The sequence below is a fragment of the Bacteroides sp. MSSM.1001136sp1_RTP21357st2_D2_RTP21359_211015 genome (assembly GCF_040913205.1).
Classification (GTDB): Bacteria; Bacteroidota; Bacteroidia; order Bacteroidales; family Bacteroidaceae; genus Bacteroides; species Bacteroides ovatus.
Genome location: NZ_JBDFVF010000021.1, coordinates 1 through 24,742, shown reverse-complemented (window position 1 = coordinate 24,742; position 24,742 = coordinate 1). Strand labels below are relative to the sequence as shown.

20 protein-coding genes and 2 pseudogenes are annotated in these 24,742 nt (G+C 44.1%); 4 read left to right on the top strand and 18 right to left on the bottom strand.

The window, feature by feature from the left end; genetic code table 11:
* Position 1 precedes the first annotated feature (1 nt).
* From AB5217_RS14305 to AB5217_RS14290, 4 genes are all read right to left on the bottom strand, one after another.
* Positions 2-415 carry a DUF3408 domain-containing protein gene (locus tag AB5217_RS14305; protein ID WP_032846782.1) on the bottom strand — a complete coding sequence of 138 codons (414 nt, stop codon included), beginning with the start codon at positions 413-415 and terminating at the stop codon, positions 2-4.
* A gap of 11 nt (positions 416-426) precedes the next feature.
* Positions 427-1,206: a ParA family protein gene (locus tag AB5217_RS14300; protein WP_032846780.1), complete on the bottom strand. Its 780-nt coding sequence runs from the start codon at positions 1,204-1,206 to the stop codon at positions 427-429.
* 250 nt (positions 1,207-1,456) lie between these two features.
* Complete coding sequence (locus AB5217_RS14295) at positions 1,457-1,684, bottom strand: hypothetical protein (protein WP_008643628.1); 228 nt, start codon at positions 1,682-1,684, stop codon at positions 1,457-1,459.
* Positions 1,681-2,616: an amidoligase family protein gene (locus AB5217_RS14290; RefSeq protein WP_008643627.1), complete on the bottom strand. Its 936-nt coding sequence runs from the start codon at positions 2,614-2,616 to the stop codon at positions 1,681-1,683. The genes AB5217_RS14295 and AB5217_RS14290 overlap by 4 nt, the downstream gene beginning before the upstream one ends.
* A gap of 284 nt (positions 2,617-2,900) precedes the next feature.
* On the opposite strand from AB5217_RS14290, the gene yfcE reads away from it, so the two are divergent.
* Positions 2,901-3,440, top strand: a complete 540-nt coding sequence (yfcE, locus tag AB5217_RS14285; protein WP_175353462.1) for a phosphodiesterase — start codon at positions 2,901-2,903, stop codon at positions 3,438-3,440.
* Between the two features lie 1,546 nt (positions 3,441-4,986).
* Positions 4,987-5,142, top strand: coding sequence for a hypothetical protein (locus tag AB5217_RS14280; protein WP_004309904.1), 156 nt, complete (start codon positions 4,987-4,989; stop codon positions 5,140-5,142).
* A gap of 303 nt (positions 5,143-5,445) precedes the next feature.
* Here the strand turns inward: AB5217_RS14280 and AB5217_RS14275 are convergent, their stop codons facing one another.
* The gene (locus AB5217_RS14275; protein WP_004309905.1) at positions 5,446-6,285 is read right to left on the bottom strand and encodes a hypothetical protein; all 840 of its coding nucleotides are present in this window, start codon (positions 6,283-6,285) and stop codon (positions 5,446-5,448) included.
* 947 nt (positions 6,286-7,232) lie between these two features.
* Here AB5217_RS14275 and AB5217_RS14270 point away from each other — a divergent pair.
* Positions 7,233-7,448, top strand: a complete 216-nt coding sequence (locus AB5217_RS14270; protein ID WP_004312979.1) for an IS3 family transposase — start codon at positions 7,233-7,235, stop codon at positions 7,446-7,448.
* A gap of 92 nt (positions 7,449-7,540) precedes the next feature.
* Here AB5217_RS14270 and AB5217_RS14265 read toward each other — a convergent pair whose 3' ends face one another.
* From AB5217_RS14265 to AB5217_RS14205, 13 genes and pseudogenes are all read right to left on the bottom strand, one after another.
* Complete coding sequence (locus AB5217_RS14265) at positions 7,541-8,779, bottom strand: DUF5074 domain-containing protein (RefSeq protein WP_004309907.1); 1,239 nt, start codon at positions 8,777-8,779, stop codon at positions 7,541-7,543.
* Positions 8,780-8,809: 30 nt separating this feature from the next.
* Positions 8,810-11,152 carry a TonB-dependent receptor gene (locus tag AB5217_RS14260; protein ID WP_032844417.1) on the bottom strand — a complete coding sequence of 781 codons (2,343 nt, stop codon included), beginning with the start codon at positions 11,150-11,152 and terminating at the stop codon, positions 8,810-8,812.
* 18 nt (positions 11,153-11,170) lie between these two features.
* On the bottom strand, positions 11,171-11,626 hold the full coding sequence (locus AB5217_RS14255; protein ID WP_004318713.1) for an HU family DNA-binding protein: 456 nt from the start codon (positions 11,624-11,626) through the stop codon (positions 11,171-11,173).
* A gap of 215 nt (positions 11,627-11,841) precedes the next feature.
* Positions 11,842-13,101: a DUF1302 family protein gene (locus AB5217_RS14250; RefSeq protein WP_004309910.1), complete on the bottom strand. Its 1,260-nt coding sequence runs from the start codon at positions 13,099-13,101 to the stop codon at positions 11,842-11,844.
* A complete protein-coding gene (locus tag AB5217_RS14245) occupies positions 13,101-13,886 on the bottom strand; it encodes an outer membrane lipoprotein-sorting protein (protein ID WP_004309911.1) in 786 nt (261 codons plus the stop codon). The genes AB5217_RS14250 and AB5217_RS14245 overlap by 1 nt, the downstream gene beginning before the upstream one ends.
* Before the next feature lie 39 nt (positions 13,887-13,925).
* Complete coding sequence (locus AB5217_RS14240) at positions 13,926-15,668, bottom strand: ABC transporter ATP-binding protein (RefSeq protein ID WP_368112761.1); 1,743 nt, start codon at positions 15,666-15,668, stop codon at positions 13,926-13,928.
* Between the two features lie 18 nt (positions 15,669-15,686).
* On the bottom strand, positions 15,687-17,441 hold the full coding sequence (locus AB5217_RS14235) for an ABC transporter ATP-binding protein (RefSeq protein WP_004309913.1): 1,755 nt from the start codon (positions 17,439-17,441) through the stop codon (positions 15,687-15,689).
* Position 17,442: 1 nt separating this feature from the next.
* Positions 17,443-19,809 carry an efflux RND transporter permease subunit gene (locus AB5217_RS14230; RefSeq protein WP_032844416.1) on the bottom strand — a complete coding sequence of 789 codons (2,367 nt, stop codon included), beginning with the start codon at positions 19,807-19,809 and terminating at the stop codon, positions 17,443-17,445.
* A gap of 213 nt (positions 19,810-20,022) precedes the next feature.
* Positions 20,023-20,838, bottom strand: coding sequence for a zinc transporter ZupT (gene zupT / locus AB5217_RS14225; protein WP_032837563.1), 816 nt, complete (start codon positions 20,836-20,838; stop codon positions 20,023-20,025).
* A 114-nt stretch (positions 20,839-20,952) separates the two neighbouring features.
* Entirely contained in the window at positions 20,953-21,183 is a 231-nt protein-coding gene (locus AB5217_RS14220) for a hypothetical protein (RefSeq protein ID WP_004309916.1), read from the bottom strand.
* A 56-nt stretch (positions 21,184-21,239) separates the two neighbouring features.
* Complete coding sequence (locus AB5217_RS14215) at positions 21,240-21,473, bottom strand: hypothetical protein (RefSeq protein WP_004318707.1); 234 nt, start codon at positions 21,471-21,473, stop codon at positions 21,240-21,242.
* A complete protein-coding gene (locus tag AB5217_RS14210; protein ID WP_004309917.1) occupies positions 21,470-22,096 on the bottom strand; it encodes a TetR/AcrR family transcriptional regulator in 627 nt (208 codons plus the stop codon). The genes AB5217_RS14215 and AB5217_RS14210 overlap by 4 nt, the downstream gene beginning before the upstream one ends.
* Positions 22,097-22,699: 603 nt before the next feature.
* Positions 22,700-23,828: pseudogene (locus tag AB5217_RS14205) on the bottom strand (OmpA family protein).
* Between the two features lie 458 nt (positions 23,829-24,286).
* Here AB5217_RS14205 and AB5217_RS14200 point away from each other — a divergent pair.
* Positions 24,287-24,742 (top strand): annotated as a pseudogene (locus tag AB5217_RS14200) (hypothetical protein); the annotation flags it as partial.

The following is a 24,742-nucleotide window of genomic DNA, read 5'->3' as shown; positions in this document are numbered from 1 at the left end:
CTTATGATTTTAGTGATTGGTAATACTTCTCCAGCACGGCATTTATCAATCCGCCGTTCTCTTCGAAATGATGTGCCAGCACCTGGTTTACAAAACCGGCTACGGTCACTTCGCCACGTCCTACCGCCCATACCAGGGACGAGATGCGGCGATGCAGGCCGGCATCGATATGCAATGATTTACGGGATTTGGTTCTGACCGTATTCAGGAAGGACGCCCTGTAAGCGTCGATTTCCCCGGTGGTAAAGACCGGAGCTTCGCTACTCCCGGCAATCTCCTCTACCGTATCCTCCGGCTTCGGGGATGCACTCGTTGCAGGGGAGTCCGGTCGTATCGTCCCTTTCCTGGCGACAATATCCAATATGGCCTTCTCGTCAATGCTCCGGGGGGCAAATCTCTTTTTTCCGCTGTCCATAATTCCCCTTATTATAAGGTATGGGTGGTATCCAGATGTGTTACGGCACATAACTCATCTATCAGTTCACAGAGGCCCGAACCTTTTATCTGGCGGTTGTCGGGAGGGAACAGTGTGGAACGGAAGATACTGTTCTTCAGGGAGCTCAGCTCCTTGTTATAGCGTTTGGTATCCGGTATCCGTGACTCCAGCAGGCGTAACTCCGCTTTTTGTATGACGCGGTTCCAGGACTCGTAGCTTTCTGTCCGTTCACGCTTGTCGACCATGTTCCAGAAAAGATAGATGCCTTTCAGGTTACAGTTGTGCCTGGCAATCAGTTCTTCCTCCACCACCTCGGCAAACTGGAGGGAACTCTGCATGACGACATTATCTGCCTTTAGGGGGATGAAAATGTAATCTATTGCGGAAATGGTATGGACAACCCCTTCGCTGCGGAGGGTTCCCGGAAGGTCGAACAGTACGACATCAAAGACGGCATCCTGCTCTTCGATGTAGCGGTACAGGTCTTCTATAGCTTTCTCCGGATTGCTTTTGATTACCGGATAGGAACGTTTCCGGATTTGTTCATGCTGCCGGTAGAGGGCCACTTTGAGAAAATCACTTTCCTGCACGCTTTCTATGTCCCGGTCACGCATCCGGGAGATGCTGTGCTGGGGGGAGTCGCAATCCACGACACCCACCTTCAGACCTTTCTGGTAGTGAAGGATACTAGCCACCAGAACTGTGAAGGCAGACTTTCCGACTCCTCCTTTCTGGCTGGCAAAGGCAATTAATAACGGTTCTTTTTTCATACGCTTTCTTTATATAATCAGATAAAAATATAATGCTGTAAAACTGTAATGCTTATAATTGTATATCGTTCTACACTGCAAAAGAAAGGAATGCCGGGAAAAGATGAAATACCCTGTCACGGATAGTCATGGATAGTCAGGAATTGACAGGAGGAAATGCCGTCAGGCAGACAGGAAAGGTTGCAATGAAAAAAGAAAAATCCCTGCCTCATCTTTGAAGCAGGGACTAATAATAAAGGAGCGATACCGGTTACCGGACATAACCGGCGGCTTGCAAGTCCGTCAGGAAATGTTCAGGGGTATCGGTGGCAACTGACACGCCATGCAGCTCCCCGTAACGCCGGGCAAAGTTCTCCATATACTCCTGATCCGTGCAATCATAGTCGAACCGGCTCCCCTCACGGAGCAGCCGGACGAACTCTTCCGGGCTGGAGGCGGTTATCTGACCGCCATCCAGCAAATGATAAGTCTGTATCATACCGCTAACTTTTTAGTTCTAAGTTTAAAAAATAATTTCTGTTTCCCGTCCAGGAAGGGTAACCCCTCCAGTGTCATCCGGCTGGGAAGGCTGGATCTTTTCGCAAAGGTAATCAATCCGTTCAAGAACCGGATCCAATTCTCCATCTTTGTGAAATTAGTCGTACCGGAATGCTGGCGGAACTCAACGGTCCGGTGCCTGGAATAAGCCTCAAAATTGACCTTGTGGTACCGGTCATTATTAAAGACCTCCCGCAGGCCGTCTATCGTCCTTACCGATTTGATTCTCTCGTCGGAAACACCGGAGAGGGTTTTGCAGTAGGTATTGTTCCGGCGTGTCCTTGGCATAAAGGCATCAATCAGGTGTTCGAGATGCTTGTAGGTCAAAGCCAGATTCTTCCAGGTGTCCAGATTGAAACTAGCCGCATCCATATGGACATGGAACCCGCAACTGTCATTCACTTTTGCATTACAGATGTCAAGCACCCAGCATACCGTTTCCAGCTCTTTCAGGCCATTCTCACCCACCAATATCGGGCTGACCAGCTCGAAAGTATTATTTCCCTGCAGGCTGCTGTCCGTCACCAGCTTCCAATGATCCCTGGTCGTGTGATTATAACCCTCAACGGCAACATGGATGCCGGCCTCCCTCAATTCGCGTGCCAGTCTTTCCATATTACAGTTATAGGCTTCAATCTCAATACCGAACTTGTGGGTGAAGGTGTAATCCATCAGGGTGGTTGCTGCCCTGTTCAGCAAGACTCCACCTTCTCTTTCAAGCATTTTCTTCTCAACATTATATACAAAACCATAGTTGCCGCGTGTCACCAAATCGGCAATTTCCCTGCGCGTCAGGCCCAGACGGAGCAGCTGCTCAATCTTGCTCGTCTTGGTGGTACTCTGTTCTAAGATATTTCTAACTTGTTCGTTCATAGCTTTTTATCCTTTATTATTATACCACTAAGGTAGCATAATAAACCCACATATCATAGTATTAGAATCCTTATTGTCAGACTGTTAGCTTAGTTTAGCTAAGGCTAAATACCCTTATTTTATGTATCCGATTATAACATTGCAGCAATCTACAAGGACAGCAATACAGCAATCTACAGTTCAGGGAACCTGTCTTTTTTCTCATCGTTTCCCCGGTTAGGGAGATTAGATAATTATGCTTATTTTTGTGCTGCGAAAACTTAACCGATAACGAATAGATTATGATGAAATACCTGATTGTGTCCGACATACATGGCTCGTTACCGGCACTGGAACAAGTGCTGGCATTTTATCGGGAGCAACAATGCGGAATGCTTTGTATTTTGGGAGATATCCTGAATTATGGTCCCCGGAACGGGATACCTCAAGGACTTGACCCGAAAGGGATCGCAGAACGTCTCAATGCGATGGCCGGTGAGATTGTCGCCATCCGTGGAAACTGTGATTCGGAGGTGGACCAGATGCTGCTGGACTTTCCCATCCTGTCCGATTACACCCTGTTGGTGGATAATGGAAAACGTTTCTTTCTCACCCACGGACATATCTACAATGAGGACAGACTGCCGAAGGGAAGGTTCGATTGTCTTTTTTATGGTCACACCCACCGGTGGAAACTTGAACGGAAAGAGCATACAGTGGTCTGCAATACCGGCTCCATCACTTTCCCGAAGGATGGGAACATGCCTACATTCGCTATTTACTGTGACGGTACGGTATCCGTTCATCGGCTGGACGGCAGCAGGCTCAAGGAACTTTCTCTCTGATGGGGAATGTATAATAATAGCCTTTTATAATTGTAGCTTTTTATAAATGTAGTCTTTTATAATTGTTTACCCATTATCTGAATATCCAAATATCAGAATATAGCAATATTCAAATACCCAATTATCCCAATATCCAAAACGCCAATTATTCAGTTGTCACTGTGTAACATTCCAAGAGACTACAGATATAATAGTATTCGGATTATCCGATTATCAAAATATTCAGTTCTCTGAATATTCAATTATCACGAAAAAGAAGCTATCTGATGTGTCGGATAATCGTAGAATGCTCTACTATTACAGGAAGCACAGCCTATTCCGCCTCCGGAATATTGGTAAAAAACGCCAACTTTCCTGAAGAAGCAGACCGAAATCGGAAGAGGTTGCCATCGGGAGGGAGGCACCAGTCGGGGCAATCTACAGTTCTACTTAAAAACGTTGTCCCCGTAGAGGGGACAGCAAGTTGTGTTTTCGTTTAACGAAAACCGGACGGTTTAACGGCATATTCCGCCGCCAAACCGTTCCTCAGAATATAGCTCCAGAGTCGCAAATTCAGCCAGAAAGAAACTGCATGTTGCAAGAGTTATTTATTGATATCTTCCTTTAAAGACTTGATTCTTTTATTATTAATCATTCTTCCCGGCTTGATTGAACTAAAAATAAAAAATAACTGTTACCCCAATTCCAATTGCAATGAATTTGGTTTTGGCATTTATCATCTTTAGTAGCTGTAATACATCCTTCTAAACTCTTCCCCTTGGTCTTGTTGGTCTGGTAACATGTTTGGATGGTCCCTACCAGAACTTATAGTTAAAGTAAAAACGGAATTGTTTTTTGTAATATCCCTTACAAAAAATAGGAAGTCCCAAATTAGATTCTGAATAATTAATTTTAAAGGCATTCTTTATGTCATCTAAAGAATTAAAAAATAGATTGCCATCTCCTTTTGTATCATCAGAAATAAGATATAATGTGATAATTGATTTTTGTAATATTTCTGTGTCTTTAGGGGAAAAACTTTGAAGACTTGACTATATCCTGTATTTTACAGGAAAGTATAAATTTGGACTGTGAACTAGAAATAAATTAGGGGATCTTTTTATTGGGGAGAACGTATGAACTGGTATATATTGGTATTGATAATTGACGTACCAGCTGTGCATCTGTCCATTTTCTATCTCGGTAGCGATATACAAGGTTGGAAGATGAATACAGAAGGGGTTGCACAAATGAGAAGAATTTAGTGGCTATACTGTTTTCGCTGTGCTGTATGCTGGCGGGAAGGATACTCCTTTTGGGAAAGTAGAAAGATAAAAGGCAGTCGGGCACTAGAGATAAAAAGTGAGAGGAGCTCCATAGAACGGAAGCTCTCCTCTTTTATTTTTTTATTTTGTACTAAGTTATAAGATTCCGGCTTGTCACAAGCAAGAATAATATAAGCAGATTCCTGTTTCACAACAGATATCTATGCCGCAAAGATACATGAAATATATATTAACACAATGATTTAACGGGTTTTGTTGGGGAAGCTGTCTGTGACGGGGGAATGGACGCTAAGGTGCTTGACATACTGGAGAACTGCTTCGAGTGGAACAGGGACAGGAAACTGATACGGAAAATAAGGAAAGAGGTGGAGGACTTCGAGCGTTGGACGGAAATGAAGGCGGCAGAAATGCTGCGTGCCAAGAGGCAGCAAAAATAAATCTCATTTATATCATATTATGCAATATACAAAGCTGATAAAATATTCAAAAAAAAATATTTTATCAGCTTTCAAATAATGAATTACTACATAACCTACATTAAGAAGTGCATTAGTATATAGAAAGTAGTGAATATACACTAGTTACGATAAGCCGAGTTTTTTTTACTAAAGATGGTGGCGAAGATTCTTGTTTCATTACTTCTCTGTCATCGAAATATGAAGTTAAAAACATAATTGTCAAAATCAACAAACGTGTATACTGTTTTATAATTAATATAATTAAGGTTAATACTGAATACGTTAAAAGTCAAAAGTGCCATGTTTATAAGAGGACCGGGAAGGTTTATAATAATCCTCACCCGGGGTCTGGGGTTGTATAAAATCTTGTCTGAATATTTCTGTAGGATTATCTGTAATTAAATCTGCATCATGGGTATATATGTTAAAATAGCACTCTGGATCTGTTTTTTGGTTATATGGTCCTTCTCCCACAAAAGAAAATTTGTAAAAACCAATTTTTTCTCCGTCTTTTCTGACTGTAAGGAACCAGACATTACCACTACTTATCGTTTTAAATCTCAATCCGTTTAATGATGAATAAGTTTCCTCTATAAACTGGCCATTCAAATATGTCTGTTTTTTACAAGTAAAAGGTGACTCAAATCTACCACCTTCAGCTGGTAGAATAAAAGGATTCTGTTCCGAATGGATTTTATACACAAATGTCAACTTTCCTTTATCTATAATTAGTGGAATTTTTTCTACTTTTATGCCATTAATAGTAGAGTAAGAAATCTGTAAATCAGCATTCAAAATTTTATCTTCTTTATTAATATTTGAGGTTATATTTAATACTACCTGATCGCCCTCCACTTTTGTTTCTATATCAGAAAAAAGAGTTTTATCAAATTCTACCGAAACATCCCTGGGAATAATCGGAACCTCTGAACTTAAAACATCATCTATTAATGTTTTTTTTATAATCGTAATCGTAATAATACGTTTCTCTCCAAGACAGCTAAACGGTTTGGATGCGTCCTTACTTGTTAATACTTGATACTCTGTTTTTCTATTGTTTTCCTCTTTTTGACAGGATAACAATGCTAAAGAAATAAACAAAAGAATAAATACCTTTCTCATATTAATGCAAATTAGTTACTATAAATAAAAGTAATATTTAATATTGTTGAAACCTCAACATCTGATACAAACTCTTTTGCGGAATCAACAAATTCATTTTTACTATTATAAGATAATTGAACAACAAGTATTTTGTTTTGAGAGCTTTATTTTGACCATTATCTTTTTTATCTTATTGGTATGATTATAAAACATATACTACAATTCTGGAAGAAGAATTGAATGTCCTTATAATGCAAAAGCTTTTTTACTAGATAAAATCAATAATATCATATTGTAAATATAAGGCTAAATCTGTATTTTACAGTTATAAAAAAAAACTTTAAATCTAACAAATAAATTTATATATGTATTATAATCAAATTCTTAAGATTAAAGTATCCGGAATTATCTAACATAAAACTAACATTTATATTTTAAAATAGAATCAGCTCACAAGCTATTTCTAGCTAAGCATTTCCGGTACCGTGAATGATGATTTCGGTCTGGTTACCGGTGCGTCAGTCTTCGTAAAAGGTACAAGCAACGGTTGTATCACCGACTGCATTAGCCAATGTATCTTCCGAAGAAACCTTGGTCATTTCATTCATTGGTTATCAAACACAAGAAGTTCCGGTAAACAATTAGCGGAAGTTTTTCATCAACTTAAGAGAGGGCTCACAACAACTGCAAGAAGTAGTGGTAATGGCAATGGGTTATGGTGATGTCCGCTGCAAACACCTAACAGGTTCTATCGTTAAAGCAGACATCAAGTTATTTGGGGATATTCCTAAAAAAATAAAATGTAAGAGGGTGCACTTCATCTTGAACAAGTATATGACATGCTCGATAAAGCATTTGATAAGTGTGATAACCTTGACGGACTCGTACTTCATTCTGATCAAGGTTAGCAATACCAACACTTCGGATATCGGAAAAGGCTTGAAGAGCATCATATAATTCAAAGTATGTCGAGAAAGGGAAACTGTCTGGACAACTCTATGATGGAGAATTTTTTCAGAATTATGAAATCTGAACTTCTATACGCTGAAAAGTTCGAGTCTCCGGAAGACTTCACAAAGGCTTTGGAAGGATATATAGATTATTATAATAATAAAAGAATTAAGTCCCGGTTAAAAGGAAAGAGTCCAGTACAATACCGAACTCTTTCTATAACTGGATAGTGTTTAACCAGTCCAAATTTTTGGGGTCACTTCATCAGTCGGACACCCTCTTTATTTTTGGAAGGAGGCTATCCCGAACTCGCGTTATAAGTTTAGTTGCCGAACCACTCTATAGCCATGGGATTTCCTATGGTGGTTATCATAGGAATAGGATTAATCTTATCTGTCTGAGGATTGAGATAATAGATGCCTTTTGTTGTCGTTGAAGCATTGGCGATTGCCAAACCGTCTTTATATTTAGACACTAACACGCCATAGCCATTGGACAAATCCAATCCTTCTATTTTCTTCATCTTCTGATTGTATAAATCAAAGACTACAGCTCGGCTCGCTATAGCGCCATGTCCCGTTTCTCCTGGTTTGTAATAACCGGGAATATCAATGTATCCGTAGGCTTTGCCATTGGCTGCATAACAAATTGAAGCGGCAAAACCAGCTACTTTCTCTTCTCCTTCGATAGAAGCTCCGGTTATCGTCCAATGGTATGTTGGATCAAAGTCTGTTTCTCCTTTCTTAATCCGAAGTATGCCGGCCTTATGACCTGCCACCATTCCGAAGTTCCCGAGACAAGAAATGTATATATCGCCTTTTTCATCCATGAATAAAGACTTGGGGTCGATCGGACGTGTGGCTTGAGAAAAACCACTGGTTTTCTCTGAAATCATCTTGACCAACTTGTCCGTCTTGGTGTCAATGACGGCTACATCTGCTTGTTTGTAATTCTCAGGGCTTGTCCAACCTCCCACCATCTGGCTTAGACCAGCAAACACATATCCGTCACGCTCAATCATGATTCCGATGTCCGGATTATTATCTTGAATACCCAAAGAGGTCAGGTTGATCTCTCCTGTCTTCTGCATCGTTTCGGGATTAAATATGTAAATCAGTCCTAGTCCGGCAAGCGATAGATAGGCTTTTGTGGAAGATAGTTTGACAAGATTGTTGGCACTGTTATTGGCAGGCAATTGCAAGCTTCCCTCTCTTTGTAAAATTCCATTCGTGCGACGGTATTTAATCAGTTCGTTTTTGTCCATTGTCAAATGATAGCTTGGGAAGACATAGACTTCCTGACCTATTATCATAGGATAAGAACTGCCAAAGGGAACATTTATACCATTGTTGTTATTGGTAGCCATCGTCTTGCCTAATACAGGCTCATCAATGAGTTGCATATAAACCGTTCCATCCATACCTGTTGCATTGGGTAGGGCTGTTGTTAGGAGAATCTTTCCCGAACCTCCTGCAATAGGATTGTCCGGATCATTCTTGTCACATGAGTTAAGGCACAATGCAGCGAATATCGCTGCTACAAAAAATACATTCTTTTTCATTTCTTTTTTTGTTTAATGATTGTTAATTTGTTACTTAAATACGTATCTGAATCTGATAGTGAAGCTACGTCCGGGTAAAGGACGGTTAAACTCGCTGATCATTTTTGTATCGGTCAGGTTGTTTATTTTTCCCATAATGAAGTAGCGCCCATTGCCAAAGCTTTGCTCAAAGCCTATATTGCACGAGAGGGCTCGAGGTATGCGATGCTGCTGGAATTGGCTTTGTTCGAAGTCGTACAGATATTCTTCCACAAATGAAGCATCGGTGAATATGCGCGTATTCATCCCGCTGCCTCCGAACAGATTTTCTTTGTGAAACTCCAATCCTGCGTTTGCCATCAGATAGGGTATATTGGGCATACGGCTACCTTTGGTAGGGTTGGCAACAGTTGTATTTTGTTCATACTTACGCACATCTCGCAGATCTTGGTAAGTGGCGTTCACATAGCCATAGAGCCACCGTGTCATGTCGGCTTTCACCTCTGCTTCCATACCAAGAGTCCGCATCTCGCCGAAGTTCTGATACTGCGACTGCAAGAATCCGCCCGTAAAGCGAATCATGTCTTTGAGATGCATATAGTATCCGTTCAGTTCAATCTGTAAGTTAGAGGAGGCTTTTCCAGTTAAATCGAATAACATTCCTATGTTGACACTTATATTGCGTTCGGGAGTGAGATTGCCGGCAGGAGCTATCACGTATCCATCACCCAACAGTTCCTCTTCCGATGGAAGCCTTACATCATATCCGAACGAAGCTTTTGCCATCAGACTGGGTGTGATGCGGTAGCGAAGTGCATTGCTGATGCCGAAATCATTCTTGTGTGTGTCTATATCCTCTGCTGTCTTTACCAGGACACTTGCCATCCGCGTTTTCATCGAGTAGTAGTAATACTTGACGTTGAAAGAGTTAAGGAACTTATCGTTCGAGGTGCGATAGTCGTAATTCAAGCCTGCCACCCAACTGAACATATTGCTTGGAAAGTCGGTACGATAACCTATGACCTTGTCCTTCATCCCATCACGAGGGTTGGCATGAGCGTATTTCAGCAAAGAGTTGAAGTTTACCGAATGGTTCTCATTGACAAGATAGTTGAGATTCAATTTGTGCTGCAATTGATGCTTTTCATTCGTCAATAATGAAGCCCATTTGCCGATTTCGCCGCCGAATTCGGAAACTGCCGGATAATGCGTTCCATCCCAATGTGTGCGGTGCGAGGCGGTATCGGCAAAATGATAGTCGGTATAGATATACCCCAGCTGCCAGTCCAAGTCCAGGCCGTCTAAGAGGAAGTTTTCTTTCTCCATCTTATTGGCGAAAATAAAGGCGTTGGAATGGCTGTGTGCATGCCGGATGTTCGATTCTATCCCCTGTATATCTTTGTAAGTATGTATGAAAACGGGTTCAAACTCCACCAAGTCAAACCACCACTTCCGTGCCTTAAAGCTACCGCCGATGACTGTTTTTTTAAACTTGTCGTGATCGCGGGTTATAGTAAGCCCCTCTTGAAAAGGAGACTTCATCTTGTAGTCGTTGTCGGCATAGGTATAAAAACCTCCCAGCCCGAACTCGATTCCTTTTGGGGCAATGTTCATCTTGCTCACAACGGATGCATTGTGCGTATTGAAACTGCCGTAAGAATAGTTCACGTCCAAATATTTAGGCGGATACTCTTTGGTGACAATATTGACCGCACCACCTACGGCAGAACCTCCGAACTTGGCAGGGACAACTCCTTTGTATATCTCGATGCGGTCGATCATTTCGACCGGAATATCATTGATGTCGATAAAATCGGAATTGTCGTTCATCGGATTCCCGTCAATGAAAAGCCCGATGCGTTTGCCTTCCAGTCCGCGCACCGATATGCGAGAGGTACTGCCCGTTCCACCCGTGGCACGCACGGTGATTCCGGCAGTTTTTGCCAGAATGTCTTGTACATTGTTAACCGTTCCTTGTATCTGGTTCATGCTGATAACGGATATGGGCATGGCCTGCTCCCGTAACTTACGGGCTTCGCTCTTACCCATCACTACCACCTCGTCCAACGATTTTGCTTCGGCTTTCAGGCGGATGATGATTTTTTTCCCTCTCTCTTTACCCACCGTGAGCTTGCGGGTTTGCGTGTGGTAGCCTATAAACCTTACAGTAAGCGTATAAGTGGCTGCGGGAACATCGGAAAGTAAGAACTCGCCATGCCCGTCTGTCACAATGCCCTTTTTCAGCTCTTCGATGAAGATGGTTGCGCCGGGCAGTGGTTCTTCGCCTGCATTGTCGATGACCACGCCTGCAATCCGTCCTCCACCTGTTTGGGCGGACACGCTGATACCTGTGAGCATCAGCGTGAAAAAGAAAAATAATACTTGCTGCTTCATTGTTTCTTGTTATGAATATTAAAGAGCAGAATCGGGTGCTTCGGGCAAATCTCCGGGATTCGGACTCGGTTTAGCCGATCCGGCCTCGCTTTCACGTATCACCACATGCTGTACGTTTTTTGCCTGATTGCGCATTTCGAGTTTGGGAAAAAACTGAATGCGTGGTGTTTTGAGAGTTTCGGCGGTAACGGCTTTTTCCGTTTCCACGCGTTTCCCGTTGGATACAACCTTAAATGACCCGAGGTTGGCCAGGTCAACGGTTCTGCCGCTGAGCATCTCTTCACGTACGATTTTCGCCAAGGCGGTGATGGCTGACCGCACGTCGGCACGGCTCAGGGCTGTGGCATTGACAATCCGATCCTCTAGCTGCTTGGTGGTAATCTTGTCTTGTGCAATGGGAGAGGCGTAATACATGGTTTTGCCCTTGTGTTTACCGATGCGCATCTCTTCTTTTTTTACGTTGTATAGTAACATGACTTTTGATGTTTTTGATGGTTATACTTTGAATAATTTTGCTGTTCTACTTAAACAGCTTCAGTAAACGGCTTTGATCGCTCCATTGGAACGTCTTTCACCGTTTAACTTAAACGATTCCGATTGCTTAAGTCCGCATTCTCTTTAACTGCTGTCGTATGTCTTCTTCATAATCTTTTCAAATTTTGTTTATGGTTATTAAAATGGTGTGGATCTCAAAAGCAGTATTTAGCCTTTGCCCATACTTCCGAATTGTGCTTATACGGGCCGAACATACCCTCGCTTCCTCCGAACCAGTCGTAGCCTGCCAAGAGGTGGATGTGGTCGTTCAGGGCATAGTCAGCCGTGAAACGGCTGAACCAGCCCTTGTGGTTGAGGTCGAAATAGGTGAAGTCGGAAAGCTGTAAGTTGCTGTCCAGTAACTTCTTCGACACGCAGAGCGTAAGGAGCGAATTATGGCGGGGCTGTGCGACGTAGCTTTCGTACTTGAAAATACTCTCGGAAGAGAACTGAGCCATCACTGTCCATTCATGAGGGGCATACCAGTCGGCCCCCACCAACCAATTGATGGTGTTGAATCCTTTTTGAGGGGTGGAGGCGGCTTGCTGTATGTAGCTGAAATGCTTCCCGAGGTTGAAGGCCGCTTCGCCGCGCAGCACGAACTGTCCCAAGGGCTTTGAGACATCGCCTCCGACGAATCCCATGCGGTAGTATCGGGGCGAAACCGTAAGTTGGGAGCCCGATGGTTTGTACTCGATGACGGGCATCTTGTTCCACGTATGCAGCGCGGCAAGCGAGAAGTCTACCCCCGGCAGGGCGAAAGAGAGCCTGCCCCCGTATTCTACGTTGGAGAGGCGTAGCTCGGGGCGGCTTCCCTCCGCGTCCCAGACAAGGGACCGGGGTGTTTCTTTAGGCAACACGCTCCACGGATTGGCGGCATCGGTGGGCAGCTTGTATCCTTCGAAAGTGGGAACGGCAAGCAGTTCGAGCTTTATCTTGTCGTTGAAGACGAAGAACCGCAGGGCATTGACGGGCATGCGGATGTCGTCGTAGTCTTGCGCCAAGAACTCGGTCATATCCATGGGTGAGACGAGGTCGGTGATACGTACGCCGTCGGCCGCACCCCAGATGACAAGTTGTCGCCCGAGACGAAAGCCCCAGTGCTCCTGCCGATGGTCAAGGTATGCTTCCCGCAGTTCAAAGCCGGTGCGCTCTTTCAGCAAGGCGTTGTAGGTAGCGTTGAACGAGACGAAGAGCGAAGAGCCTGCGAAGTTTTTGCCGACCTCGCCCCTGAGTCGGGTACGGGAAGACATCCAATCGTTCGGCTTTTCGGAGCGGAAGGCGTGGTAGGTGTCGACAAGGCCTTTGAGCTGCCACGACGATTCGCCCGCTCCTTGTCCCCAAACTCCATGCACGGGGCAAAACAGAAAGACCGAGAGGCAAAGCCCCGCGGAAAGACGATTGAACGCTTTCATCAGAACCTGCCTTTCTCTAACGTGGTCACGTTAAACTTGCTCTCCTCCATGGGAATGTTGTACGTCGGATTCTTGATTTCGAGAACCGTCTGATGCTCGGTTTGCACGTTGGTCATGTGCATCTTCCGGGCTACCCAGAAGCCCTCTACCTTGGCAATATCCGACATCTCGAGACGACGGTGCAGCTTGCCCATCTTGTCGTAATATTCCACCCTGACAGGTATCAGACAGTCCTGACGTATCAGGGCCGTTTTCCTGGAGTAAATATCACGCTTGTCCTTAGGCAAGGATTCCAGTTTCCAGCACTTCTGTCCGTCGACGGTTTCTTCGCCCAGGAGCGTGTGCGTATCCTCGTCCACGTTGCGGCTGCCCATGTCGTCGTAGGTAAAGTCGCTACCCATAAAGTAGTCTTGCTTGGCAGACGAACCGCTGATACGGCGCGTTTTCTTTATGGCGGGCAGATAGAGCCATTTGTCATCGTCCTTGTTTAGCTCATCATAATCCCACGTCAAGAAGCCCGTCCCCTTTACATCGCCGGGATATTGGAAGAACATGATGCTCTTGCGGTCTTTCTTTTCTTTGCCCACATCGATGGAGTAGGAAATGAGCTTGCGTTCGCGCACCGCTCCGCGTTTGTTGATTAACGTCATAACCATTTCAGACCGACGGGTATCGCCGTCGGGACGGTCTTTTACCTTTTGGGCAATCTCTCTGCCCGTTTGTGCGCATGTTGTGGCAGCGAACCCCACCACAAGCATGGCTACTACTGCGATTGATCTCTTCATTTGTCCTTTTTCTTTATAATTGATTCTGATTGATTCGATTTATATTCCGGTCTCCTTCTGCCGTGCTACCATGCGGGCAAATTCGCCGTTTCGGGCAAGCAGTTCGTCGGGTGCTCCTTGTTCTGCGACGGTTCCGTCTTTCAGCACCACGATATGATGAGCGTTGGCAACGGTGCGCATACGGTGTGCGATGATGACGACGGTCTTGTTCTTGATCAACTCCGATATACCGGCCTGTATCAACGTTTCGTTCTCTACGTCCAGACTTGCCGTTGCTTCGTCCAAGAGGATGACAGGAGCATCTTTGAGAAGCGCACGGGCAATGGATATGCGTTGGCGTTCGCCTCCCGATAGCGATTCTCCGTTTTCGCCTATCAAGGTGTCGTAACCGTTGGGCAGCCGGGCGATGAACTCATCGCAACGGGCAAGACGTGCTACCGCTTTCACCTCTTCCTCGGTAGCGTCTTTCTTCCCGATTTTGATGTTGTCCATGACGGAAGCGTTGAAAAGCAACACGTCCTGAAAGACTACGGCATAGTTTTTCAAGAGCATTTCGGGATCTATTTTTGAGATGTCCCGTCCGCCAAGTGTGATCTTTCCGCCATGAATATCCCAAAAGCGGGCAGCTAATTTTGCCGAAGTGCTTTTGCCTCCCCCCGAAGGTCCCACAAGTGCCGTTACTTTGCCTTGCTTGGCAGTGAAAGAGACGTTGCGCAGCACCTGCTTGCTTGTCTCGTAAGCAAAATCGACCTTGTCAAAACAGATGTCGTAACCCTCTACCGTGCAATCCTCATCGCCTTGCTGTGCGGGCATGTCGTTCATCTCACGTATGCGGTCGATACGCACATCGAGTAGTATCAGTGTCGCCATATGGTTGAACACGTCCATGATGGGGTTGTAGATGCTGGCTACAACGAGCAGGAAGACCAAGTAAGTGAACATGTCGATGCTGCCCAAACCAAGTAAATAAGCTCCCGCAATGATAACGCTTGCCAAACCAAGTTTCAGGATAGACTGTGCACTGCCCACAAGCCCCGCTCCGAGAAATTCGCCTCGCTGCAGAGTGGCTTCATATATCTCGAGCTGTTTGTCTAAACGGTCGCAATAGGCTGCCTCTCCGTTGTACGATTTAATCTCCTGCGCCGCTTCAAGCCCTTCCTGTATCTGCTCGGTCGTATCACGCCTTACGTGATAGTACTCCTTATTAGCTTTATCCATAAGCCTTTTTCCTAAGAAGATGACCGTTGTCGCTACCGGTACGACCCCAAAGAGAGCAAGGGCCAGTTGCCAGTTGTAGAAGAACATCCCGGTGGCAATCAAGATAATGCTGATGACAGAGGCGAAGAGTTGTGGAACTGTGTGAGAGAAGAGGGTTTCCAACATGTTACAATCCTCCATCATCGTAGCGGTGAGATCCGAAAGATTCTTTTCTCCGAAGAAAGCCAAAGGCAATTTACGCAGCTTCTCGGCAATGCCAATACGACGGTTGGCACTCTCGGTATAGATTTTCGTGTAGGTGCTCTTGTACTGTATCATCGCAATCACAAAGAGTACCGTCATAAAACAGAGAGCCGTCAGCACGTAGTACCAGAGCCCGTGCGTCGTGCTGTTCCCGGCTTGGATAACAGGGTGCAGGTAATCGGTGATGAACAGAAAGATGAAGATTACCGGCAGCATCAGTGCCAGGTTGAGAAAAAGAGAAGCTATAACCCCTTTTATAAAGGTCTTTGCCCCGTCTTCCGATAAGGTGGATCTGTGTTGAAAATATTTACTAATATTCATAATGTTGTCTCCTGAGGTTTATACCGTCCATGTCACGGTTCGTTGATATTCATTCCACATGCTGTTATAGATGCCGTTTCGGGCTATCAACTCGCTGTGTGTGCCTTCTTCGGCAATCTTGCCTTGTGCTATCACCAGTATCTTGTCGGCATCCTGTACGCTAGTCAGATGATGGGCGATCATCAACACTGTCTTTCCTTTTCTCAGCTCGTGCAGGGCTTTTTGTATCAGGTGTTCGTTTTCGGGGTCGGCAAAAGCTGTTGCTTCGTCCAGGACAACAATCGGCGCATCTTTCAAGATGGCCCGGGCCAAGACAATGCGTTGCTGTTCCCCTCCCGAAAGGAATGTTCCATCTACTCCTATCTTCGTGTTCAATCCGTTGGGTAGCCGGTCGATGATCTCCCGACTTTGGGAAAGGTCTATGGCACGTTGCACGGCTTCATCACTCGCTGCCGGATTACCGTATTTGATGTTCTCCAGCAAAGAGGTCTTGAAGAGTTTTGTATTCTGGAAGACGAAAGCGATGTGGTTCATCAGGTTGTCTTTGGCAATGTTTTTCACATTTATTCCGCCAATCGTCACACTACCTGCTGATACGTCCCAAAAGCGGGGAATGAGTTGGGCAATGGTGGTCTTCCCTCCTCCCGATTGCCCCACAAGGGCAAAAGTCTTCCCTTCGGGGAGGTGGAAGCTGATACCGTCTACGGCATTTTGACCGGCATTGGGATAGGCAAACGAAACGTTCTCGAATGTCACATCGCAAGCGGTGATTTTCTCCGGATTTTCGGCTATTGGGAGTGGTTCGCTACTCGTCAGGTTTTCCACCCGGCTTATGGCTTGATCTGCCAGAAACATATCTTGTTGCAGATACATCACTTTCATCACATTGGTTGCTATCACCGGAGTAATCAGCACATACAGGAACATATCGGTGATGATGGGGGCAATGTTTTCGCTTTTGTTGCCGATAAGCAATATGACTACGGGGACAAGTAGGAAAGCAAAGCTATTGATGGCCACCGTGTAGAGTGACATCGGCTTTTGCCAACCCAGCGTGTATTTGGTAACTAAATCCCGGTAGGCGATGATGCTGTCGTAAAAACGTTTGAAAGAGAATATCGTTTGCTGGAACACTTTCACCACCGAAATACCACGTACGTATTCCACCGCTTCGCTGCTCATATGCTCTTGTGCTCCGAGGTATTCATTTTGGAACGCCTTCTGAGCAGTTGTATTCATCCGTGTCATGATGAAGACAGCCGCCGTGAGGGGGATCAGGCACGCCAGACCAAGTTGCCAGTTGAAGACGAAGATCAATATTATAACCGACAGCGGGGCTATAAAACTCCCCGCCAGGTCGGGCAAGAGATGTGCGACAAACGTGTGGGTTTCAGAAGCATTTTCATCAATAATCTTACGCATCTGTCCGCTGGTATTCCGGTCGAAGAAGCCAAGCGGCATCTGCATGATTTTTCTCATAGCCGTACGTCGCATATTGGTTTCTACCCGGAACGCCGCTAAGTGCAAAAGCATCAGCCCGGCAAAGTAAATGACAAGGCCGGCAACGGCTGTGCCTACCGCCCACCATGCATAGACGTTGATAGGGATTCCTGAGGCAACGCTGCCAGTCAATAGTAGCGAGCGTACGATAAGCCAAATGAAGATGAATGGCATAAGCGAGAGCAGACCGCTTAATCCCGACAGTGTCAGGGCTATGGGCATAAGCACCTTGCGTTTGCCCATGTAAAATTGAAGTTTCTTTAATGTATTCATATTAATTGATTGTTTCATTGGTTTCTATCTCTTTCCCGAATAACCGGAACTTTTGGAATAACACGGGTGTAACGCAGAGGTCGGCCACGAGTGCCGATACGATACCCGCTACGGAGAGCAGACCCATGTGTATAAAAGAGAGGCCTTCGGAAGTCATGTAAATAGCGAAGTTCGCACATATCACGACACTGGTCAGAATGATTGGTGTCCCGATCGTACGGAACGAGCGGAGAATGGCATCCCGATAATTACCTCGACGGTCGAACTCCAAATGCCCGTGGTTGATGAAGTGAATGGTGTCGTCGACAGCCAAACCGAGGATCATCGGCATAATGGTTGCGGTCATCATATCCAACGGGTAGCCCAGCCATCCCATCAGTCCGCCGACCACCAAAGCCGGAGTGATATTGGGTATCAAACCGATAAGCCCGATGCGTACACTGCCAAAGACCAACATCATTAGGATGCCGATAATAAGGAGAGAGATGGCAAATGAAACCATCTGCCCGCGAGCCACGTACTGCATCATCACGGTAAATTGCGGAATACTACCCACTGTAGTGACAGAAGCTTCGGGGAAGAGCCTGGCGGCATTGGCTGCAATATCGTTCAACTCTCGTTCTACCTCGCCGGAGTCAAAACTGCTGATCTCCACCATCAGGCGCAAACGTCGATAGTCGTAATCGATCCAATATTCCGCTTCGCTACCGCCTGCATTCTCGTAAAGGAGCAGCAGTTGTGCCACCTCTTCCGGATTCGTCGGAATACGATAATAAGCCGCATCTCCTTCGTGCAGGGTTTGATTCAGGTCTTTTAGGATATTCAGCACTGTAGTCGTTCGCTTGGTTAGCTTATAGCCTTCGGCCTTTTGTGCCAGAGAGTCTAAGCGTACAAGCATTGCCGGCGATTTTGTCAAGCCGTCTTCGGGCAGGTCTATCATGACGTCGTAGGTGTAGATGGATCCCAGTTCGCTTTCACCTACTTCCAGCAGATTGTTTACATAGGCTATTTTACGTCCCATGGTGCGTTCTATGTCAAAGGCGGTCTCTATCTTGGTGAATTGATAAATGAGTGCTGCGGTAAGCAGCCCTGCAATCCATAGGATCAATGTGCCATGCCGGAGTACGCTTTCTCCCAAACGCCCCAGTTGATGGTCGAGCCACCGTCCGCCGGTTTCCTGCACTTTGGGATGAGGTTTGCCGTTCTTGCCAAAACTCAACAGCACGGGCATCAGTGTAATGGCAATGAAGAAAGCCAGCATCACGCACGAGGAGGTAGCGATACCAATGAACCGCATGGGCTGCATCGGAATAGCGAGAAACGACAGCAGGGCGGCAAAGGTGGTGAGTGCACTGAACAACACAGGCCAGCCCATTTCACCCACGGTCTCTTCTACGGCTCGTCGACGTTCTCCGTGTAGAAGGAATTGCCGTTTGAAATAGGAAAAGATATGTATGTTATAGGCTATCGAGACGGCAAACGCCAACAGCATAGGTATCATCATCATACCGCTGTCTATCGTCATGCCGACATATCCCAACAGTCCATACACAATCACAATTGGGCCTGCCGCCGTGATAAGTGGAACGACAACGCCCCGTAGGGAGCGTGTTATGAGTAACAAAATAAGAATGGAAACGAGTGCGGCAATGCCCATCACACGGGGCATCTCTTTGCCAATCCATTTCATCTTCATGGCGGTAACGTAGGGCAAGCCTGTGCCTTTGGGATGGAGCTTTTGGTATTTGTCTTTAGTGATGATATGCTCCAGCTCATTCCCCGTTAGCACTTCAGGAGAAACGGCATTCTTACCTTTATTCCACACTGAATCTTTAGGAAAGGTACGCAACTTGAGAATAATCCACGAGAGCGTACCATCTTTGGAGACAAGCCGCTCGGCAATATGTGGCTTCATATAGGCTTTGCGACGTATCGTTTCCAGACTTGCCGCATCAGTGGGAATAAGGTCAGGCACTATCTGCTCGATAGTCATTCCTTCTTCATTCCCTACCATAAATTCGATGTCAGTGAGCGAAGTGATTTTGTCGGCGTATGAAATGCTATCCATCATTTCGTTCGTGAGTTCGCGGATGAGCTCTAAGTTCTCTTTCATAAACGAATTGTCGCATTGGGTCAGTACGGCGGCAAAATTGTCATTGCCGAATATATCCTTGAATTCTTTGGTCTTGACAAGCATCGGGTCGTCTTCGAGGAAGTAGTTTTCCCACGAAGCACTCACCTTGAAATATCTTAACCCTGTAAATCCTATGGCGAAGACGAGGATAAACAAGCTTAGTACAAGCCATCGTTTTTGTACCATCCATCTGCCCTGACGGGCAAACCAGTCATTGATTCTTTCTATTTTCATATCGTTTGTTATTGGTAAGTTCATTCATTTCAACACATTCAGCAGCGTGACGAGAAATAGCTTTCCACTTTGGGGCTACATATGATAATGGTGACAATGTGCGTGGACACAAGAATGCTCTTTGTGGGCATCATGCACGTGACAACGGCAGGAGTGAGAAGTGTTCATATTCTTTCTTTTTTTTACTTATGTTTTTTATATTACTTAGTCTTGCTAACACAACATCAGCAGGTTGAGTGCCATAACCGCCATGCCTGCTACCAAACCATAGATAGTATGATGGTGCTTACCGTATTCTTCGGCAGCGGGTAGTAACTCATCAAGCGAGATAAATACCATGATACCGGCAATCATCCCGAAAATAACGCCGAAAACATGGTCATTGAGGAATGGTGCCAAGATAAGATAGCCGATGACGGCTCCTACCGGCTCGGCCAATCCCGATAGAAATGAAAGCCAAAGGGCCCGTTTACGATTACCTGTAGCATAATAGATCGGAACGGAGACGGAAATGCCTTCGGGTATATTATGTATGGCGATGGCACAGGCAATAGGTATAGCAATGTTTATATCCTTCAATGCTGCAAGAAACGTAACCATACCTTCCGGGAAATTGTGTATTGCCAGCACCAAGGCTGTCACTACATCGACGCGTAATAATTGAGGCTTTATTTCAGTCTTTCGTTCTTCCTTTAAGCTCATTTCTTCCACCCGATGCATTTCGTGTGGATTTTCGTAGTGAGGAATTAGCTTATCAATAAGTAGAATCAATACGATTCCCCCGAAAAAAGAAAGTGTGGAATGAAGAGTTCCGTCGTCCTTGCCATGTATATTGGCAAGAGTCTGCAAAGAAGAGGCAAACAGATTGGCGAAAGACATATAAATCATTACTGCTGTTGAAAATCCCAATGAAAGAGAAAGGAATGAAGTATTGGTGCGCTTAGCAAAAAATGCAATCGCACTGCCTATCCCTGTGGATATACCGGCAAACGATGTTAGGAAAAATGCTATAAGTACTGGTTGAGACATGGCTATGATGGATTGGAAGTTAGTGCGTCAAAAGAGAACAAAAGTTTGTTTTGTTCAGAAGCAAAGCGAGCCGCTCTTTGCAGGCGGCTCGCTCGGTAGGAGAAACAGTTAGATTTAGAAATAAGACGTTTCATGCTTTTGGCAACTAAGTTTAGTTCGGTCAGTCTGCGGATGTACGATGTTGGTACTTTGATCTTTCGTCCCAATAATTTCTTTGGGCAAAACCTTTCCGATACGGGAGACTGCCCTGCTTTGCGTAACCCATGACTCCTCGCAGAAGAAAAGCCCGTTGACTCCTTGTACGAGTGTTAATTCGTCGTTGCTGATGATGTTGATGATACTCATATGCTGATTATTATTTAGTGATTCTTCTGGAATGACTCGGCGTTCCAACTCCTGCATCAAACGAAACGCTGCCTGACAAGATTGCAGCATCTGTCCATGCAGGCTATAGGTGTGGAGTCGAGCAGAAGGTAGCTGATGCCTATTGTCTCGGAATCAAATACAAAAGAGATTCGATTGTTTACAATCGTACAATCATTTCCGCAAGGCTTGCATTGCAGACAAGACGAGAAACGGATGTTTTGATTAGTTATCTCTTGACAGACAGGATGTTTCAATAGTTCTGCCTTCATCTTTCATTCTTTACATTCATGAGTTTCTTCCATCCTCCCGTGCTAAAGCGAATATACTCACTGATGAAACACTCTATCTCTTCGCAGGAAAGTTCCTTATGTTGCACCACCTCTTTCATCATATTAATCCACCAAGAGCAGGTGAAGTGCATGAAGAACGGAGAAATATCGGTATGTAGTTCCGGATGGAGTCTTCTCATCTTTTCCATATATTCCATCCCTATTGTGGCACTCTTCTCAATCCACTCTTCCAAATAATCTTTGAGGCGAGAATGCTGCGTAGAGAAAAACAGCAAATTTAATTCACTTCGGTAACGAGTTATAATGCCCATAAGCTCCTGCAAAGATGCACGATGATATTCATCTGAGATAAATATGTCAAGGGAGAAATTCTCCGGTCGGTTGTGATCTTCCAGCATCCTGTACATAGCAGCCAAAAGAGGACGCAACACATCAACCAGTAAATCGTCCTTACAGGGATAGTAATTGTATATATTGCTCAGACCAATGCCCGACAACTTAGAAATCTCACGCATAGACACCGACTTGAAGCCCTTTTCGAAAAAAGCTTTCTGCGCTGTTTCCAGCAATAGCTTACGTATATAATCCTTCGTTGTTTGCATAGGTCAGAACATAATTCTTTATTTTATAACGCAAAATTAGTCACATATTTTTTCGGTTGCAATACCTTAAAATGATGATTTTTTTACTTACCATTCCCCATTTATGGTAATTCAGCAAATGAAATTTATAACTTTCAATATGCTACTCCTAATCATATCAAAGCTACAAATACTCACTTATTTACAATCTCTAGCACTCACTTTTTTTTGTTTACTTTTGTCTGTAAACCGCTACTGACGTCATTAAATACATAGTAATATGAGCAAAAAAATCAAAGACCAAGAAGTTCTTTTGGTCAAAGATCAGAAGGACGATAGCCTCCGAGCCGTAGTCGGAGCAGATGGGAAAAGCGGACTGAAGTTGCATTCTTTCAAAGTCTCCTTTGAGAGTGTCGTTGCCAGCGTGCATGTATACCAATAGACGATTACTCACTACCAATATAAGGAAAAGTTGCATGCAAATGAAATTTATCATACGCCATGCAACTTTGGAGCCAATTCATAAGAAGAGGAGCTAACGGAGAAAAAGAACTTTTTCAGTGCCCTCAGATTTCGGGCTTCCTTTTTTATTTACCTTCAACAACTCCAAATATTCTTATTACATCAATCTTCGATAGTACATACACTTACACGGTTCCAATCCGGTTCGGTAAACATGTCACCTACTCCCTGATCTTCGGCAGTAATACGAGACGTATTAATCTTGTATTTATTAACAAGGATTGTTTTTACAGCTTCTGCACGTGCGGTAGCAATTTTTGCGTTGATCTCAACATTGCCTTCTGGAGAAGCGTACCCTTTAATAATGACTTTTGAATCGGGATATTTCTTCATGTAGGAGGCTACACGTTCCACATTCGGTAGCTGTGATGCATCCACTGATGAGCGACCTTGTCTGAAAGTAATGATAGATTCCGGAACGCGGGCAGTCTTGACTACTGTTTCAATGGGAACGACCTTTGTACGACATTCTTCCAACTCTTTATGCAAACCGCTAATTCTTTGGTTAGCATTGTTTAGTTCTCTGTCACGACTGCCCACCTGTTCGCGAAGTGCATTAATAGCAACATTCAAATCATCAATTTCGCTCTGATTGTAGACTTTTACTTTAGTAAAGTAATGATTCCCAGTACTCATCTTGAAGTGATAAGTCAATCCGGCAGTCAGTTCAAATGTTGCATTGTTTGCATTGAAACAACTCTTTGCCTGATTAAAATCACCTTGCATATCATATACGATAGCGGGCTTAATTCCCAATGTCCATGCTTTTGTTTCACCGAGGTTGAAATTAAGATTCAATCCGAGACGGGTAGACCATGAATTGTCATCTCCTTTACCATTTACATAATAATGCAACCACCCCATTCCGGCAATAGCTTCTATCTCAAACAAACGAGGTTTGCCCCGATAGCTTGCAAATAGATTTATTAAGTTAATTTTACTTAACAAGCTGACATCTAAAACATCAAAAGCTGTTTTACTCGGAGTTGTATTGATATATCCCATTCCCTGAAATTCCAAACCGAAAACTAGGAGTTAATTGTTTGGATATTCCAACTCCGAAACCGGGACGCATCCCTTTAAAGAAAGAGGCGTGAGTGAGAGGGGTAACTGCTCCTGCATTCACTCCTACAGACCAATTGTCCATAAACTTTGTTCCTTCTACAACTGATTGGGCATTTACAATAAATGTTCCCAAAGTAAAAACTAATAAAATAGCAATTTTCTTCATAATCTATTGTTTTATTTTTTTCGAATGCAAAAGTAAAAAGATTGCAGAGCTTTTTAGTTGTAGGACAAAAGAATAAATCTAATACATTGATTTTTATTTTACTTATAATCAGTAGTTTGCAAAAATGGTTCAATTAATAATCTAACACATATCTAACACCCTTGATAAAATTCAAAAAAGCACTTACACTTACACCTTTAGGGTAGTCAAGTTTATTTTTTAACAACAACGAGTGAACTGATACTTTTACTCTGAATAGCAATAACTTACTGCTATTTTGTACTATTACGATTATACATATTATATAATATGCTAATAAGCAATTATATATTGTTAGGCCCAATAAAAAATATATATAAATAGCGAGCGATAATCATATAAGTTAAAGAATAATTTATATTGGTAAAATATTCCTAATCGCCCATGCAAAAAATAAAACACATTATTATATTCGCAATATGAAATGTAAGATTATAATTGGACTATCAGCTATTCTCTATTTTACAGGTTGTTATAACAGGGAACAGACCCCTCGCCTTAGTGAGGCTGAAAAGCTAATGCAGAACAACCCGGATAGTGCATTAGCAATACTACAAAAACTCAAACCAGAAGGCAACCGGGCTGAACAGGCCAGATATGCATTGCTCTATTCCGAAGCTTTGGAAAAAAAACAAATGAAAGTTACTGACGATTCATTGATCCGCCAGGCTTGGCAATATTATAAACATTACCCCAAAGATTTACGTCACCAGTGTAAAACTCTATATTATTGGGGAAGAATTAAATTACGCACAGGTGATAAACCGGGAGCATTACGTCTTTTTCTCAAAATAGAAAAGAAACTGACAGATACCGATGAATCTTATTACAAAGGGCTTTTATACAGACAGATCGGTGAAGTATATTATAAACAA